Source organism: Actinosynnema sp. NPDC002837 (assembly GCF_040295345.1).
GTDB lineage: Bacteria > Actinomycetota > Actinomycetes > Mycobacteriales > Pseudonocardiaceae > Actinosynnema.
On sequence record NZ_JBEOVG010000027.1, the window covers coordinates 37,929 to 53,842 of the forward strand.

Sequence of the window (15,914 nt, forward strand, 5' to 3'; positions counted from 1 at the left end):
GATCTGCCGCGATCAGACCTTGCGCACGTTCTGGGCCTGCGGACCCTTGGTGCCCTGGCCGATCTCGAACTCGACCCGCTGGTTCTCCTCCAGGGTGCGGAACCCCTGGCCCTGGATTTCCGAGTAGTGCACGAAGACGTCCGGCCCGCCGTTCTCCTGGGCGATGAAGCCGAAGCCCTTCTCGGAGTTGAACCACTTGACAGTGCCCAGTGCCATGTACCTGCCTCCATCGCAGGAAAGCTTGGGGCTGCACCGTGCAGCCCCGGCCGTCCCGGGGCGTTTCCCCCACCGCTCAGGGTGGGGACGGCACGCCCGCGTGTCGTTCCGCGAGCGTGAGACACGAACACAGAAACCACGGCCTGCGTGGCTGAGCGTATCGGTTGGTGACGCCCAGCACTACACCCCCGAAGTCATTGGTCCACCGGACAGCTACTTCTCCGTCACCTTGGGTGGTTCCGGCAGCTGCACGTCGGCCTGCCCGATGTTGCGCTCCAACGCGGACCGCCACTCGCCGGAGCCGACCATCTTCTCGATGGCCGCGCTGACGTCCGACCGGCCCTTGGTGTCGTCCTTGGCCAGGCCGATGCCGTAGCGCTCGGTGGTGAACGGGGTGCCGACCAGCTTGAGCAGCTCGGGGTTCTCCGCCACGTACCCGGCGAGGATCACCTCGTCGGTGGTGACCGCGTCGACGTTGGCCGCGAGGAGGGCGACGACGCAGTCGGAGTACTGGCCGTACTCCACCAGCTGCACGTCCTGGGCGAACTGCTCCTTCACCTTCTGCGCGGACGTCGAGCCGGTGACCGAGCACAGCTTCTTGCCGTTGAGCGTCTCAGGGCCGCTGATCTCGTCGTCGCTGAAGCGGACGAGCACGCCCTGGCCGGTCTCGAAGTACGGGCCGGCGAAGGACACGTGCTCCTTGCGCTTGTCGGTGATCGAGTAGGTGGCGACGACGAAGTCCACCTCGCCGTTCTCGATCAGCTTCTCGCGGTCGGCGGAGCGCGCTTCGCGCCAGGTGATGCCGGATTCGTCGACGCCGAGCTGGGCGGCGACGTACTTGGCGACGTCCACGTCGAAGCCGACGAACTTGCCGTCGAGCCTGCGCTGACCGAGGCCCGGCTGGTCGAACCGGATGCCGATGGTCAGCTCGCCGTCGTCGGCCTTGCCGGCCAGGGTGTCGTCGCTCGCGCCGCCGCACGCGGCGATCAGGGAGAGGGCCGTGACCAGGGCGGTCGCGGGCAGCAGTCGTCGGAACAGCATGAGGTGCGAACCTCTCGGGGTGCTCGGGAAGCGGCGCGGATCGACGCGCCGGACGTTGGCCATGCTAAGCAAACCGAGCGGTCCTCTAGATGCGATAAAAGTCGCAGTGGTCCATGCCACTACGCCGTACGGAGCAATCGGCGCTGTGAGTCCGCCTACTCCCGGCTAGGACGGGAGGAGCGCGCGCCGGGGCGCAACCCGCAGGCCGAGCCGCCGTATCGCTTTGTTCACGTGGCCTTCGGGCACGCCCCAGCGGATCGGCGCGGGCACCATGAGCGCGGCGGCCCGGACGGCCCGCAGCAAGGCCGTGGCGGCGGGTTCGGCGTACGGGCGGTGGCCGTGCAGGGCGATGGCCCACGGCGGCAGCACGGAGTACGCGAGGTGGCCGAGCAGCGGCTCGTAGGCGTCCAGGCTGAGCCGCAGCACGCCGTCCAGGGGCGGGCGGTGCAGGAACCGGTACACGACTTCGGAGTCCGACGTGCGCTTCAGCTCGGGCAGCGTGGCGGCGAAGTAGTCGGCCATCTCCGCGGCGCTGCCGGGCACCTCGTCCTCGTGCAGGCCGACGAGGGCGGCGGTGCGGCGTTGCTCGGTGTAGTAGCGGTCGGCCTGGGCGTCGGTGAGGCGGTAGCCGGCGCGCCGCAGGACGGTGAGGAAGCTGTGCACCTCGGCGCAGTGCACCCAGAGCAGCAGTTCGGGGTCGTCGATGCGGAAGCTCTTGCCGGTGGCGTCCTTCGCGCGCAGGGTGCGGTGCACGCCCCGGACGCGTGCCGCGGCCCGTTCGACCTCTTCGGTGGAGCCGTAGCTGACCGTGCCGACGAAGTCCGCGGTCCGCAGGAGGCGGCCGAGCGGGTCCTGCTGGAAGGTGGAGTTCTGCACGACGGCCGCGACGGCGCGCGGGTGCAGCGCCTGGAGGTAGAGGCTGGTGATGCCGGCGACCCACATCGCGGGGTCGGCGTGCAGCTGCCAGGTGACGGTTCCCGGTCCGAGCATCCCGACGTCCACCACCCGATCGTGTCACGCCAGGCCGTTTCCGTCACCCCTCGCGACCTGCCGGAACGGGCTGGGGCGTAACGCCTTCAGCGGTGTGGACGATTCCACGTGACACCGCGGAGCCTGGAACGGGTGTTGGATGAGCAGTGGCAGGAGTGTCGCCTTCGCCGGCGCGGCGCTGTTACTGGCGACGGGCGCTCTCGTGACGCTGGCGCTCACGGTGAACGAGCCCCGACCGGTCGACGCGCGCCAGGTGCACCTGAGCCCGGTGGAGCCCGGTGTGCTCAGCGCCACTTACACGACCACGCTGGAGATCGCGCGGCCGACGTCGGTCCCCGTGGTGGTCCCGCCGCCCGCGCAGCGGCCCGCGCCGCCGATCACCACGGTCAGCACCGTCCCCGTGACGACGACGTCCGAGCCGCCTCCGTCGTCCAGCACGCCGTCGAGCACGACGTCCACGCGTCCGTCGTGGGGCGACAACTGCGACCACTCGTACGTGACGGACGGCCCGTGCGTGCCGTGGCGTTTCCCGCGCGGTGTGTCGCGGCCGTGCGAGTGGCTGTACGAGCAGGGCATCACGCGGATCGAGGTCATCGGCTGGGACCGCCACTACCTCGACCGGGACCGGGACGGCATCGCGTGCGAACGTGCCGACTGACGGTCCGCGCCGACCTGGGCGTTGAACTCAAGGGACCTGGACGTGGGACACGCGCGTTCAGCGGTCGGCCAGGCGGTCGAGGGCGGTGCCGACGCGGTCCGTCAGGAGCGAGAGGGCGCCGACCGTGCGGGTGGTCGGGTCGTCGGTGGAGCCTCCCAGGGCTTGGGCGCGGACGTAGGACTGCTTGACCTCCGACCAGCGGGTGGCCTGGGCCGGCGTCAGGGTGCCGCGCAGTTCGGCCAGCTTCAGCAGGTTCGCCTCGGCGCCCGAGGTCAGCGTCTGGGCCTCGCCCGCGTAGTGGTCGTCGATCACGGCGGCCAGCTCGGCGTCGTTCATCACCGGCACGACCTTCTCCGCCAGCTTGTTCATGTTCCGGTAGGAGCCCTGGAGCTGGAACGGCGGCTCGACGCGCGAGGCGTCGGACTGGGCGGCCGAGGCGATGTAGGCCTGGTTGTTCGCCAGCACGACCTCCTGCACGCGCACCAGCTTGCGCAGCACCGAAAGCACCTGCTCCAGCTCGACCGACGAGTACGGGTGCGCGAGCCGGTCGGCCCGCACGTCCTCGCCGCGCGCCATCCGCACGAGCAGCTCCACGTCGCCGCGGTCGCGGGTGGACAGCGGCGCGAGCACCGGGTTCGACGTCAGCGCGTTCTCGATGTAGCTCAACGCGAACAGGTCCTCGCGCCCGGACAGCACGTCGCCCAGGTTCCACACGTCGGCGCGGTTGGCGAGCATGTCGGGGATCCGGAACCGCTGCCCCGACTCGGTGTAGGGGTTGCCGGCCATGCACACCGCGAACCGCTTGCCACGCAGGTCGTAGGTGCGCGTGCCGCCGTCCCACACGCCTTCCATCCGCCGCTGCGCGTCGCACAGCGAGATGAACTTCTGCAGCAGCTCCGGCGACGTGTGCTGGATGTCGTCCAGGTACAGCAGCACGTTGTTGCCCGCCTCCAGCGCGAACGAGATCTTCTCGACCTCCTGCCGCGCGGTGGCGTTCGGCGCGTCCGCCGGGTCGACCGACGTCACGTCGTGGCCCAGCGACGGGCCGTTGACCTTGACGAACACCAGCCCGAGCCGGTTGGCCACGTACTCCATCAACGTCGTCTTGCCGTAGCCGGGCGGTGAGATGAGCAGCAGCAGGCCCATCTGGTCGGTGCGCTTGCCGTCGCCCGCCGCGCCGAGCTGCTTGGCCAGGTTGTCGCCGATCAGGGGCAGGTACACCTCGTCCAGCAACCGGTTGCGCACGAACGCGCTCATCACCTTCGGCTGGAACTCGTCCAGGCGCAGGCGCGCGCGCTCGGCGGCCACGACCTCGTTGCGCCGGCGCTGGTAGGCCCGGTAGGCGGGCACGCGCTCCTCGCGGAACCGGCGCGTGCGGGTCAGCAGCTCGTCCAGCCGGATCTCCAGCGCGCGGTCGGCGATCCGCGGGTGCGTGCCGAGCAGGCCGTCCGCGGTGGCCGTCAGCTGCGCCGACGACTCGTGCCGCGGCAGGTCCCGGCACAGCTCCAGCGCCACCGCCTCCGGCAGGTCGGGTTCGACGCGGCCGCCGAGGAACGCCTCGTACCAGCCCTGCACCAACCGCCGCCGCACGTCCAGGTCGCCGACCGCGCGCAGGTCCTCGTCGAACTCCTTGCGCCCGCCCAACGCCCGGTGGAACGCGTCCACCAGAGCGCGCGCTCCGGCGCTCGTCGCGAACCCGAACGGCGCGCTGCACAGCTCCTCGAAGAGGTACTCGCCCGCCAACGGGTCACCGGCCGCCTCGGACAGCTCGGCGCACAGCTCGTCGATCGCCGCCGTGTGCCCGAACGCCGCCCGCGCCCGGCCCAGCGACGCCGCACGCCGCTCGAACAGGGCCCGGTCGGCCTCGTCCGCCGAAGCCCAGAACAGCTGCGCCGCCGCACGCGCGGACGGCGGGTACCGGAGCACGCCCGCGCCCGCGTGCAGCCGCAGCACCACGTCGAGGATCCGCGCCGCGTCGTGGTCGTGCACGCCGCGCTCGTAGCCCTCGTCCAACCGCGACTCCGCCACCTGCCGCACGAGGTCGGGCAACCGGTCCTCGGTGACGGCGGCGTGCAGCCCGTCCAACGGGTGCGTGGCCAGGATCGAGGTGGCCAGGTGCTCGGCCCGGTACACCTCGGCCGTCTCCGACACCAGCAGCTGGTCCCAGAACGGCCTGGTGTCCGCGAACGCGGGATCGCGCACGGGCGAGCGGAAGTCGGTGCCGGTGATGGCGAACGCGAGCTCGCCGTCCTTCGGCACCAGGGTCAGGTCCACCGGCTGGGTGTTCACCGCGAACCGGTGCCTGCCGAGCCGGATCGTCTCGCCGTCGAACAGGTCCAGCCGGTCGCGCAGCGAGCGGCCCGCCTCCTGCCGCGCGGCCAGCACCCGGCCGTCCAGCTCCTCGGCCCGCACCTGGTCGCCGAGCGAGCGCAGCTCCTCGGCCACCGAGCGGACCTTCGCCACCATCGGGTCGGACGCGAAGTACGTGTTGACCTCGTCCAACGACCCCAGTGACGCCACCCGCCTCGTGACGCTGACGAGGATCCGGTCGGCGGAGGAGGCGAGCCGGTCGGCGCGCCGGGCCCGGTCGTCCAGCAACGCCTGCTTGCGCGAGGAGAACGCCTCGTAGACGTCGGTCCGCTTGTCGCCGAGCCGGGTCAGGAAGTCGTCGAACTCGCCGAACCGCGACTCCAGGTTCTCCAGCTGCAGCAGCAGCCGGCCCAGCTGCTCGTCGCACCGCTGCGGCGTGTCCGCCACCGCCAGCGCGCCGGTGATCGCCTGGCCGAGCAGCGCGAACTCGGCGGCGAACTCGGCCCGGCCCTCGGTGGCCAGCAGGGCGCGCCTGCGACCGTCCACAGTGGCCCGTGCCCGGTTCAGCCCGCCGAGCACCTCGCCGATGCGCTCCAGGATCGACGTGCGCACGGTGGCGTCGGCGATGTCGAGCGAGCCGACGACCTCGGTCAGCACCTCCAGGCCGCGCTGCCGCTGCGCCAGCTCCTCGACCACCGGCTCGGCCTCGGCGACCGTGCCGATCGCGTCCGCCGCGCCGACCAGCGCTTCGACCTGCTCGTGGTAGCCGGTGAACGCGTCGTCGCGCCGCAGGTGCTCGACCGCGCGCCGCGCCGTGCCGCCCAGCTCGTCGTCCAGCGACGACACCAGGGCGTCGATGCGCGCCACGTCGGCGTACCGCATCTCCTTCAACGTCACCAGGTGCCCCTGCGCCTGCCGCAGGTCGGCCAGCTGCCGCACCCAGGCGTCCGCGGTCGTCGGCACCTCGCCGCGCACCCGGCGCAGGATCGACGCGATCCCCGCGTCCGCCTCGGCCACCGCCGTCGCCGCCTGGTCGGTCAGCTCCTGCACGGCCTCGAACTCGTCCAGCACCTGCTCGGCCGTCGCCCGGACCTGCGTCAACGGCGTGCGCAGGTCCTCCAGCTCCGCGTCGCCCAGCCAGTGGTAGGCGTCGAACACCCTGGTGCACGAGGAGATCAGGTCCTCGAACACCGGCACGGACGGCGCCATCTCGCCGACCATCCGGCTCACCGACAGGCAGTCGGAGATGCCGCGCACCAGGTCGGCGTTCCCGACCCGCTCCAGCGGTCCCGTGCCGACCGGCTGCGCGGCGGCGTAGGCGTCGGACACGTACGGGGTCTGCCACACCTGCATGGGGTGCACGCGGGTCGGCTCGTCGCTCATCGCGCGGAAGACGACCAGCGTGCCGTCGTCGAACAGCGAGTACCCGTGGCACGACAGCGGGTTCGCCACTTCCTTGCGGATCACGTTGTACGGCAGCAGCAGCGACCGGCCGTCGCGGCGGGCGTGGAAGACGTAGAGCACGTCCTCGCCGTTGGTGGAGCGGATGACCCGCTCGAACTCCAGCTCGTCCACCGGGGTGTCGAAGGTCTTGTTCACGCCCGTGGCCAGGTAGTAGCCGCCCGGGAAGATCAGGCCCTGGTCCTCGGGCAGCCGCTGGCACGCCTGGCCGATGCCGTCGAGCCGCACCACGGACCGGGTGCGCGTGTTGAACACCAGGTGACGCCACGCGGTCTCGTTGTACGGGCGGATGCGCAGCAGGATCAGCGAGCCGACCCGCGCGTACTGCACCTCGCCGTCGGCCAGCGACTGCAGCGGCTCGTCCACCGGCTCGGTGTAGACGCCCTCGCCGGTCTCGGTGTTGTTCTCCACCTTGATCGTGAGGTCGCCGCCGATGGTCTCGACGAACACCTCGTCCTCGATCGAGATGTGCGGGTGCCTGCCGAGCACGTGGTGCTCGCGGCCGGTCACGACCCACTCGAAGTCGTGCGAGGGCGGGAACACGTGGTCGCGCTCGCCCCGGTTGTCCAGGTACTCGACCGTGCCGTCGACGCCGACCTGCCAGCGCAGCACCCGGATGTCCCCGATGCGGGCGCCGGTCTGGAACACCGCGAGCAACCGGCCCTCGACCCGGCGCAGCTGGATCAGCCTGGTGTCGCGGTAGTACCGGTACAGCTCGGCGAAGTCGCGCTCGAACCGCGGGTCGCGCAGCAGGCCGGGCAGCTCGTCGTCACCCGCGTCCTCGAACCGGAACGCGTCGCCGTCGCGGGTGAAGCGGTGCAGCGAGAACACGTCGTCGACCGTCGTCTCCGGCTTGAGGCCGATGAAGACGTTGTAGCCGAACAGCATCAGCCCGGCCACCTGCACCACGTCGCGCGGCACGCAGTTGTGCTCGGTGCGGATGCGCTCGGTGCCCAGCAACGTCAGCTCGGCGCTGCCGAACGCCTCCAGCCGGCGCGCGTTGAGCGCTTGCGCCCGGCGGGCGAGCCCGGCCGCCTGCTCGGCCAGCCGGGCCCGCAGCACCTCGTAGGTGCCCGCCTCCAACGTCACCGGCGCCGGCGACGCCTCCACTGGCGCGGTCACGACAGCGAGGCGACCGGCCGCTCGGCCACGCCCAGGCGCTGCGCGGCGGCCAGCAGCTCGCGCAGCTTGCCCTCGTCGGGCCCACCGGAGTTGATGAGCTTGAGCAGCAGCGCGGACACCGTCAGGTTCTTCACGTCACCGGTGCTGATCGAGCCGAGCAGCCTGCCGATGTCGTCGGTGAAGCTCGCCGTCCCGTTCAGCCACGGCCCGGCGAGGGTCTGCGCGACGTCGGAGTGCTCCACGAACCCGTCGACCTGCTTGCCCATCGTGATGGCGCCGACGATCCGGTCGAAGAACATGCTGTCGCCGCCGACGATGTCGATGTCGGCCTTCTCCAGGCCCGCCGCCAGCACCAGCGCCTGCGACTCGGCCACCTGCCGCTGCACGTCGATCCCGGCGAGCCGGACTTCCTTCTCCGTCTCCAGCCGCAGCCGGTACTCCTCGTGCTCGCGGGTGGCGTCGTCCAGCGCGGCCATCGCGCCCGCCTTGTCGGCCAGGCCCTCGGCCTCGCCCTTCAGCTTCTCGCGGATCGCGAGCGCCTCGACCAGCGCCTTCTCCTTGCCCACCACGGCCTCGGCGCGGCCGACCTTCTCGATCGCCTCCGCGTCGCGCTCGCGCACCTGCACGTCGGCGAGGCCGACCGCGGCCGCCTCCGCCTGCTTGCCCTCGGCGAGCCGGATCATGGCGCGGGTGTCGAGCTCGGCGGCCTGCTGCCGCGTCTCGGCGAGCAGCAGTTCCTCGCGGGCCTTGAACTTCGCGGCCTGCTCCGCGGCCTCGGCCGCCTTGATGTCCTTGACCAGGCCCTCCTGCGCCTCGGCCTCGGCCCGGATCACCACGGTCTGGCGGTGCCGCTCGGCCTCCTCGACCGCGCGCAGCCGCTTGATGATCTCCTCCTGCTCGGCCACGGTCTTCTCCACCGCGATGCGCTCGCGCACTACCTCGGCGATGGACCGCTTCTCGGCCTCCAGCTCCTTGTCCGCGGCGATGCGGGACAGCTCGGTCTCCCGCTCCCGGCCGATGACCTCCAGCATCCGGTCCTTCTCGATGCGCTCGGTCTCGATCGCGATCACGCGCTCGCGGTTCTTCTCCGCCACCGCGATCTCGCGCGCCTTGTTCTCGCTCTGGATGCCCAGCTGCTCGTCCGTGCGGATGTGCGCGGTGTTCGACTTGAGGCGCTCCTCGGCCTGCACCTTGGCGATCTCCGCCTCCTCGCGGGCCCGCATCGTCTCCACTTCGCGCTTCTGCTTGATCTCCGCGTCCGCCTGGCGGCGCTCCAGCTCCAGGATCGCCTCGCGCGCCTCGACGTTCTGGCGCGTGATCTCCTTCTCCTCGTGCCGGGTGAACTCGTTGGTCCGCACGTGCTCGATCGCGGTCAGCTCGGTGATCTTGCGGATGCCCTGCGCGTCGAGGATGTTCGACGGGTTGAGCTGCGCCATCGGCGTCTGCTCGAGGTAGTCGATCGCCGCGTCCTCGAGGCTGTAGCCGTTGAGGTCGGTGCCGATGACCTGGATGATCCGGTCGCGGAACTCGTCGCGCTTGGTGTAGAGGTCGATGAAGTCGAGCTGCTTGCCGACCGTCTTCAACGCCTCGGAGAACTTGGCGTTGAACAGCTCCTGGAGCGTCTGCTCGTCGCTCGCCCGCGCGGTGCCGATGGCCTGGGCGACCTTGATGACGTCCTCGACGGTCTTGTTGACCCGCACGAAGAACGTGATCCGGATGTCGGCGCGGATGTTGTCCTGGCAGATCAGGCCTTCCTGCCCGGCGCGGCGGATCTCGATGGTCTTCACCGAGATGTCCATGATCTCCGCGCGGTGCAGCACCGGCAGCACCACGGCGCCGGTGAACGTGACGTCCACCTTGCGCACCTTGGAGATGATCAGCGCCTTGCCCTGGTCGATCTTGCGGAACAGGCGGCTGATCAGGATCAGCAGGCCGATGACGACGACCAGGACGACGGCGACGAGAATGCCGAAGCCGGTGGTGATGACGTCCATCAGTGGTCCCCCCGTGTGAGAGTCGGGTCGTGTCCGATTTCGAGGGACGCGACCCAGAAGAACTCGCCGTCCACGTCGTAGTCGAAGATGAGTGCGGTGGTGCCCGCGGTGAGCGCGTCCGCGCCCGGTTGGCGCACCTGCACGACGGCCGAGGAGCCGTCCGCGGCGGTGACCTCCGCCTGGCCGAACGTCTGGGTCACGCGGCCCGTGCGGATGACGCAGGTGCGACCGATGAAGTCCAGGCGCGACGCGGGCGGGTCGGCCGGGAACAGCCGCTTCAACGGCGTCATCGCCAGCCGGGTCAGCACCAGGCCGACGGCGAGCGACCCGCCGAGCACGCCGGTGCCCGCGAGCACCGAGGCCGGTTCGAGGAGGACGACGCCGGACAGGCAGGCGAACCAGGACACCGCGATCAGCAAGGAGATGCCCAGGGTCGCGGGCACGCCGCCGATGTCCAGCTCGACCCAGTCCGCGTCCGCCGCGCCGAAGGCGACGAGCAGCCAGTAGGCCACCACGATCACCAGCAGGACGCTGAGCACGGCCACCGGGAATCCCAGCGATGCCGCGAAGAACTCCCCCATGTACCCCCCTTTCGCGGGACCCTAACCCGTTTTCGGCGGAGAACTGAGGGGAATGACGCAACGCGGTCGGATCACCCCGGTCAGTGCACGAGCATCCCCCGGAGGACCGTGCGCAGCGCCGCGGTGGGATCGAAGCGAGGGCTCGGGTTCGCCAGCTCGTTGGCCAGCAGGCCGTCGATCACGGCGAGGAGCAGCGCCAGGTCGGCGGGAGGGCTCGTCGAGCCGAGGCCGGCGATCAGGGGTAGCGCCCAGGACCCGATCTCGCGGTGGGCCCGGTCCACGTGGCCGCGCAGTTCGGTGCGTTGGGCGACTTCGACGAACAGCGCGTGGCGGGCGAGCGTGAGGACGCGGTCCTCGGCCAGTCGCTCGACCAGGGCGCCGACGGCGTCGGCGAGGGCTTCGGGGGTGGTGACGTCGCCGGCCACGCTCGCCCACAGCGCGGTCTCGTGTTCGAGGAGGCGGCCCAGGACGGCGCCGATCAACGCGTCGCGGGTGCGGAAGTGGTTGGACGTCGAGCCCTGCGGCAGGCCGGCTTCGGTGTCGACGGCGCGGTGGGTGAGCTGGCGCATGCCGCCCGTGCCGAGGACGCGGATCGCGGCGTCGAGTACCTGCTGTTGCCTGGTCATCGGCACGGACACTACACCCGTAGTGTTGATCACTACAGCTGTAGTACGGTGTGCCGCATGGGACTTCGGCGCGCAGCGGTGATCGGTGGAGGGGTCGGCGGCCTGGCCGCGGCCATCGGGATGCGACGGCACGGGTGGGCGGTGGACGTCTTCGAGCGCTCGGCGGCGTTGCCCGACGTCGGCACGGGGCTCGGGATCTGGCCCGACGCGTTCGCGGCGTTGGACCGGCTGGGCGTGGGCGACGCGGCCCGGCGGGTCGGGCGGCGGCAGGCGGACGGGGTGGTGCGCAAGCCGGACGGGACGGTGATCGGGACCATCGCGGCGAGCTCGGTGCACCTGCTCACCCGGCCGGCGTTGCTGGGCGTGCTCGCGGGGGCGTTGCCGGACGGGGTGGTCCGGTTCGGCACGGCGGCGGGCTTGGCGGACTGCGCCGGGTACGACGTCGTCATCGGGGCGGACGGCATCCACAGCGCGGTGCGCGGCGAGCTGTTCGACGCGTCGGTCCGCCGGTCGGGGGCGGTCGGGTGGCGCGGCACGGTGGACGTCCCGGTCGACGCGGGCGGTGAGACGTGGGGCCGTGGCGGCAAGTTCGGCCTCACGCCGCAGGCCGACGGGCGCACCAACTGGTACGCGATGGGGCCCGACCTCTCGTTGTTCGCGGACTGGCACGACCCGATCCCGCGCGTGCTCGCCTCGGCCACCGACGTGCTGCGGCACGAGCTGCTGTTCCTGTCGCCGTTGCCGAGCTACGTCTCCGGGCGGGTGGCGCTGCTCGGTGACGCCGCGCACGCCATGACACCGGACCTCGGGCAGGGCGCGTGCCAGGCGATCGTCGACGGCGTCGTGCTGGCGGAGTGCCTGGCGGGTGACGACGTCGACGCGGGGTTGCGTCGGTACGACTCGGAGCGCCGCCGGGTGACGCAACGGCTGGCCGCGCGGTCGCTCCAGCTCAACCGGCTGGCCCGGATGCGCCGGTTCACCGGGGTGCGCGACGCGGGTCTGCGGGTGGCGCTGGCCTTGGCGCCGCAGCCGTCGTGGAGCGCGGACCTGGAGCCCGACGAGTTGGCGGGCTAGGACTGCGGGAGCTTCACCGACTTGCGGGTGCGCGGCGCGGACGGCGGCGGCACGACCGGGCCGATGTCGCCGTCGGGCGCCTCGTCCAGGTCGACGATCACGGGGGCGTGGTCGCTCGGCCCGGTGCCCTTGCGGGCGTGCCGGTCGACCCAGGCGGCCTCGACCCGTGCGGCGACCGGGCCGGACGCCAGGACGAGGTCGATGCGCATGCCGAGGTCCTGGTGGAACATGCCGGCGCGGTAGTCCCAGTAGGTGAAGACGCGTTCGTCCGGCCACCGGTCGCGGACCACGTCGTGCAGCCCGACCGCCCGCAGCGCCGCCAGCGCCTCCCGCTCGGGCCCGGTCACGTGCGTGTGGCCGACGTAGGCCGCCGGGTCGAACACGTCCGCGTCGGTGGGCGCGATGTTGACGTCGCCGCAGACCAGGGCGTCCGCCGGCCCGGCCGCCACCACGTCCCGCAACGCCGCCAGCCAGGCCAGCTTGTAGTGGTAGTGGTCGGAGTCCGGCGTCCGCCCGTTGGGCACGTAGACGGAGTGCACCCGCACCCCACCGCAGGTGGCCGCCACCGCCCGCGCCTCGGGGTGCGGAAACCCGGGCCCGTCCGCGAGCCCGTCGACCACGTCGTCCAGCCCGACCCTCGACAGGATCGCCACGCCGTTCCACCGGCTCTCGCCGTGCGCCGCCACCTCGTAGCCGCGGGCGGACAACTCGTCACCGAGCAGGGCCACGAACGCGTCGTCCGCGAGTTTCGTCTCCTGCAGGCAGACGACATCGGGCTGCCTCTGGTCGAGCCACGGCAACAACCGCGGCACCCGCTGCTTGACCGAGTTCACGTTCCAAGTAGCCACCCGCACGACCCCCACCGTAGTCCGCATACGCCTCCGGGATGCAGCCTCAACCCCCTGACCTGCACTGCTCCGTACGCCGTGCGACCGAACGTGACGCCACCCACACCACCCGGTCGACCACCTCGCTCACCGGGAGCCCCGGTCTCGGTAAGCTGTCGGCCACGGGCTGCTAGCTCAATTGGCAGAGCAGGAGACTTTTAATCTTCGGGTTCAGGGTTCGAGTCCCTGGCGGCCCACCAGACTCGCAGGTCACGACGATCTGTCGGAGGCCGAGCGACTTCGAAGCCCCCATTTACCCCTCACTTACCGGATGACCGCCCCGAGCGCGTCCGCCGCCGCCCGACCGGGTGACCTGCGGCCCATGTACACGTCCTGCGTCATCGACGGCCGGGAGTGACCGAGCAGGTCGGCGATCTGCCTCGCCGTCAAGCCTGCCTCATCGAGCAGCGTCGCGACGGTCCTCCGAAAGGTTCGGAAAGTCACCCATTCGTAGCCCGCTCGGGGGATGAACGGCTTCCAGGCGCGATTGCGGACGTTAGTTGCTTCACGGATCGTGCCGGTCGAACTGGGGAAGATCGGACCGCCGAGGTCGGCCGCCTTGTCCCGCCTTTCCACCAACATGGCCACACACCAATCCGGCAGTGGAATCGGTCGCTCGGCGTTCTCCGTCTTGCCCCGATTCACGACACGCCCTCGCCCACGCGCCCGGATGACGTTGCCGGACATCGCCAGCTCCCGTGCCTCTTCGTTGAAGTCCGGCCAGTGCGCACCCAGCGCCTCCCCCGTCCGTTCCCCGGTCGCCAGGAAGAACCTGATCAGGTCCGGCAGATCGTCCTTCACCGCCCGCTCGTCCTGATCCAGCTTCTTGAGCAGATCGAGCACCTCCACCGCGGTCAACGCCCGCGACTTCTGCGGCCTGTTCTTCGCCCGCTTGCTCTCCAGGCGAGTGATCTCCCGCGCCGGATTGGCCTCAAGCGCCCCATGCTGGACTGCGTAGGCACAGACGCCGCTCAGAACGGCCCTGACCGTCTTCGCCGAGCTGGCGCTGGAGTTGTCCCGGACCTTCTTGCACAGGGCGTCCAGGATCGGCGTGGACAGCTCGTTCATCCGCAGGTCTCCCACTGCGGGGAGCACGAGCCCTTCGAGCCGGTTGCGGTACGTGTCGACCGTGCCCCAGGAGCGGAACTCCCGTTCGGCGTCGCGGACTAGCTCGGCCAGCCACCGGGCAGCGACGTCGCGGAACTTCGTGCTTGCCGTGACGGTCGCTCCCGCTACGGGTGTCACCCAGTCGCGGATAGCCGCCTTGAGGTTGTTCTCGGCGTTCGTGCGGCTGGTGCCCATGCGCTCGACGTCGTAGACCTTGCCGTTGAAGTCGCGGTACCGACAACGAGCCCGGTACCGCTTCGGGCCGAGCGTCTCGACCCTGATCTTGCCGTAGGTACCGACCGGCATCGGACGTCTGCCCATCAGGCCGCCTCGGTCGGCAGCGACTCGAACCACGCCTTGACGTCGGCCGAGTTGAAGCGCAGGTGCTTGCCGACCCGCCGACCGGGAGGGCCGTACTTCCTGGTCCGCCACTGGTAGATGGTGTTGACCGGGATGCGGAGGTAGGCCGCCACCTGCTCGATGTCCCAGATTTCGTTCACGCTGCGTCCTCCTCTGTGTATTGGCGTTGGCGTTGTGCGCGGAGGCGTTCGGCGATGCCGGAGGCCAGTTCGCGCTCTGCGTCGTTGGCGTAGCCGGAGCCCGCATACGCCCAGTCGTTGACGACGATCACCTCCTCGGCGGCCAGGCCGAGCCGGTCGAGGGTTTCGGCCGCTCGGAAGGCCCGCCGGTCCTCGCGGATGCGCTTGAAGGTGGTCGAGTAGTGCTTGGACTTGGTCAGGAAGTGGCCCCGAAAGCCGAGCATGTGCGCCCACTTCCGCAGGTTCAGCTCGTCGTAGAAGTGCAGGTCACCGAGGTCCCACGCGGTCTGGATCATGCGTCGGTGGTGGTCGGAGACCCTCAGGTGGTCGATGTCGAGCTGCGACCGGATCGGCCGGTCAGGCGTGTCACGCGCTCCTGTGCCCTTGGTCGCGTACTTGGCCACGTAGGCCGCGAGCTTGCCGTCACTGACCGCCCCGGCGTCGTCCTCGACCTGGTGCGCCGAGGCGGCCCGGATGGGGCGCACGTCGACCTGTTCACCCCAGACCAGGTCGAGCACCGTGCCGTCCGGCCGAAAGGACTCGACCAACACGGAGCGAGCAGCAGCCCGAACCGCTTGGTCGACCAAGTCCACGGTTGCCCACGAGGGCGCCGGGTCGTGCGAGCCGTCTGGGCCGTCGATGCGGATGACGGCGTGGAAGTGGACCAGGCCGCGTCGCTGGTACTCGGCGACCTTGGCGTACGACAGCCGCGCGTGGTTCTTGAAGTCCCGCACCGTCAGCCCAGCCGCACGAGCCAGCGCCCGCCGCAGCGCGATCGTGAACCGGTGCCACAGCTTCCCGGCGTGCGCCTGCCACAACACCGCTCCGACGTAGTCATAACTATCCGGATCGACCGCGCCACCGATGCGAGGGTCATCGGGATGGTGAAAGGCCCCGCACCCCGTACACGGCCGCGCCTTGCCGCCAGCGGTCGTGCGCCGGTTGTGGACCGCGCCGAAGGATGGGGCGGTCAGGGTGGCGAACACTCGCGGCTTCTCTGCGACGGTCTCAGAGACACCCTTACTGCCGCCGGACAGGCCCGCTCGCATGAGGTGGAAGGCGTCGGCCGCGTACCGGTCGGAGCAGGACGGGCAGACGGAGGCGCGGCGGTTGCCGCATGGCACCATGACGTCGCCTCCGAGCCGGGCGAGGACTTTCGTACTGTCGAGGTTGTGGAGTTGCCAGGCTCCGAACAGGCGGATCGGTGCGAGGCATCCGCCGGTGGCGGTGACCTTGTCGCGCCAGTCCCGGTAGTCGGCCCGTTGGACCCGGTCGGCGATGCGATCTTCGAGTGCGAGGACCAAAGGC

The 15,914-nt window shown here is 70.8% G+C and carries 13 protein-coding genes and 1 tRNA gene; 3 read left to right on the forward strand and 11 right to left on the reverse strand.

What is annotated here, in order from left to right; all coding sequences use genetic code 11:
* Positions 1-12: 12 nt before the first annotated feature.
* From ABTZ99_RS20175 to ABTZ99_RS20185, 3 genes are all read right to left on the reverse strand, one after another.
* Positions 13-216, reverse strand: a complete 204-nt coding sequence (locus ABTZ99_RS20175; protein WP_015105489.1) for a cold-shock protein — start codon at positions 214-216, stop codon at positions 13-15.
* A 213-nt stretch (positions 217-429) separates the two neighbouring features.
* Positions 430-1,257, reverse strand: a complete 828-nt coding sequence (locus tag ABTZ99_RS20180; protein WP_499612895.1) for a glutamate ABC transporter substrate-binding protein — start codon at positions 1,255-1,257, stop codon at positions 430-432.
* Between the two features lie 165 nt (positions 1,258-1,422).
* Entirely contained in the window at positions 1,423-2,259 is an 837-nt protein-coding gene (locus tag ABTZ99_RS20185) for an oxygenase MpaB family protein (protein ID WP_499612897.1), read from the reverse strand.
* A gap of 127 nt (positions 2,260-2,386) precedes the next feature.
* On the opposite strand from ABTZ99_RS20185, the gene ABTZ99_RS20190 reads away from it, so the two are divergent.
* Positions 2,387-2,905, forward strand: a complete 519-nt coding sequence (locus tag ABTZ99_RS20190) for an excalibur calcium-binding domain-containing protein (protein ID WP_499612899.1) — start codon at positions 2,387-2,389, stop codon at positions 2,903-2,905.
* A 57-nt stretch (positions 2,906-2,962) separates the two neighbouring features.
* Here ABTZ99_RS20190 and ABTZ99_RS20195 read toward each other — a convergent pair whose 3' ends face one another.
* The 4 genes from ABTZ99_RS20195 to ABTZ99_RS20210 form a co-directional block, all read right to left on the reverse strand.
* The gene (locus ABTZ99_RS20195) at positions 2,963-7,798 is read right to left on the reverse strand and encodes a DNA repair ATPase (RefSeq protein ID WP_498776168.1); all 4,836 of its coding nucleotides are present in this window, start codon (positions 7,796-7,798) and stop codon (positions 2,963-2,965) included.
* Positions 7,795-9,792, reverse strand: a complete 1,998-nt coding sequence (locus ABTZ99_RS20200; RefSeq protein WP_498776165.1) for a flotillin family protein — start codon at positions 9,790-9,792, stop codon at positions 7,795-7,797. The genes ABTZ99_RS20195 and ABTZ99_RS20200 overlap by 4 nt, the downstream gene beginning before the upstream one ends.
* The gene (locus ABTZ99_RS20205; protein WP_498776163.1) at positions 9,792-10,373 is read right to left on the reverse strand and encodes a hypothetical protein; all 582 of its coding nucleotides are present in this window, start codon (positions 10,371-10,373) and stop codon (positions 9,792-9,794) included. Before ABTZ99_RS20205 ends, ABTZ99_RS20200 begins: the two co-directional genes overlap by 1 nt.
* Before the next feature lie 80 nt (positions 10,374-10,453).
* Complete coding sequence (locus ABTZ99_RS20210; protein ID WP_499612902.1) at positions 10,454-10,999, reverse strand: TetR/AcrR family transcriptional regulator; 546 nt, start codon at positions 10,997-10,999, stop codon at positions 10,454-10,456.
* A 57-nt stretch (positions 11,000-11,056) separates the two neighbouring features.
* Between ABTZ99_RS20210 and ABTZ99_RS20215 the strand changes: the two genes are divergently transcribed.
* Entirely contained in the window at positions 11,057-12,073 is a 1,017-nt protein-coding gene (locus ABTZ99_RS20215) for an FAD-dependent monooxygenase (RefSeq protein ID WP_498776157.1), read from the forward strand.
* Here the strand turns inward: ABTZ99_RS20215 and ABTZ99_RS20220 are convergent.
* The gene (locus ABTZ99_RS20220) at positions 12,070-12,948 is read right to left on the reverse strand and encodes an exodeoxyribonuclease III (RefSeq protein WP_499612904.1); all 879 of its coding nucleotides are present in this window, start codon (positions 12,946-12,948) and stop codon (positions 12,070-12,072) included. The genes ABTZ99_RS20215 and ABTZ99_RS20220 overlap by 4 nt on opposite strands.
* A gap of 136 nt (positions 12,949-13,084) precedes the next feature.
* Here ABTZ99_RS20220 and ABTZ99_RS20225 point away from each other — a divergent pair.
* Positions 13,085-13,160 (forward strand) — tRNA-Lys (locus ABTZ99_RS20225).
* Between the two features lie 64 nt (positions 13,161-13,224).
* Here ABTZ99_RS20225 and ABTZ99_RS20230 read toward each other — a convergent pair.
* The 3 genes from ABTZ99_RS20230 to ABTZ99_RS20240 are packed head-to-tail and all read right to left on the reverse strand — an operon-like array spanning position 13,225 to position 15,910.
* Positions 13,225-14,388, reverse strand: coding sequence for a tyrosine-type recombinase/integrase (locus ABTZ99_RS20230; protein WP_499612906.1), 1,164 nt, complete (start codon positions 14,386-14,388; stop codon positions 13,225-13,227).
* Entirely contained in the window at positions 14,388-14,567 is a 180-nt protein-coding gene (locus tag ABTZ99_RS20235; RefSeq protein ID WP_230566308.1) for a helix-turn-helix domain-containing protein, read from the reverse strand. The genes ABTZ99_RS20230 and ABTZ99_RS20235 overlap by 1 nt, the downstream gene beginning before the upstream one ends.
* Positions 14,564-15,910 carry a replication initiator gene (locus ABTZ99_RS20240; RefSeq protein ID WP_499612908.1) on the reverse strand — a complete coding sequence of 449 codons (1,347 nt, stop codon included), beginning with the start codon at positions 15,908-15,910 and terminating at the stop codon, positions 14,564-14,566. Before ABTZ99_RS20240 ends, ABTZ99_RS20235 begins: the two co-directional genes overlap by 4 nt.
* Positions 15,911-15,914: the final 4 nt, after the last annotated feature.

What these genes read in the sequence shown, in the direction of transcription:
- ABTZ99_RS20175 (WP_015105489.1), bottom strand. Translation starts at nt 216, where the DNA reads ATGGCACTGGGCACTGTCAAGTGGTTCAACTCCGAGAAGGGCTTCGGC.
- ABTZ99_RS20230 (WP_499612906.1), bottom strand. Translation starts at nt 14,388, where the DNA reads ATGGGCAGACGTCCGATGCCGGTCGGTACCTACGGCAAGATCAGGGTC.
- ABTZ99_RS20220 (WP_499612904.1), bottom strand. Translation starts at nt 12,948, where the DNA reads ATGCGGACTACGGTGGGGGTCGTGCGGGTGGCTACTTGGAACGTGAAC.
- ABTZ99_RS20190 (WP_499612899.1), top strand. Translation starts at nt 2,387, where the DNA reads ATGAGCAGTGGCAGGAGTGTCGCCTTCGCCGGCGCGGCGCTGTTACTG.
- ABTZ99_RS20215 (WP_498776157.1), top strand. Translation starts at nt 11,057, where the DNA reads ATGGGACTTCGGCGCGCAGCGGTGATCGGTGGAGGGGTCGGCGGCCTG.
- ABTZ99_RS20200 (WP_498776165.1), bottom strand. Translation starts at nt 9,792, where the DNA reads ATGGACGTCATCACCACCGGCTTCGGCATTCTCGTCGCCGTCGTCCTG.
- ABTZ99_RS20210 (WP_499612902.1), bottom strand. Translation starts at nt 10,999, where the DNA reads ATGACCAGGCAACAGCAGGTACTCGACGCCGCGATCCGCGTCCTCGGC.
- ABTZ99_RS20180 (WP_499612895.1), bottom strand. Translation starts at nt 1,257, where the DNA reads ATGCTGTTCCGACGACTGCTGCCCGCGACCGCCCTGGTCACGGCCCTC.
- ABTZ99_RS20205 (WP_498776163.1), bottom strand. Translation starts at nt 10,373, where the DNA reads ATGGGGGAGTTCTTCGCGGCATCGCTGGGATTCCCGGTGGCCGTGCTC.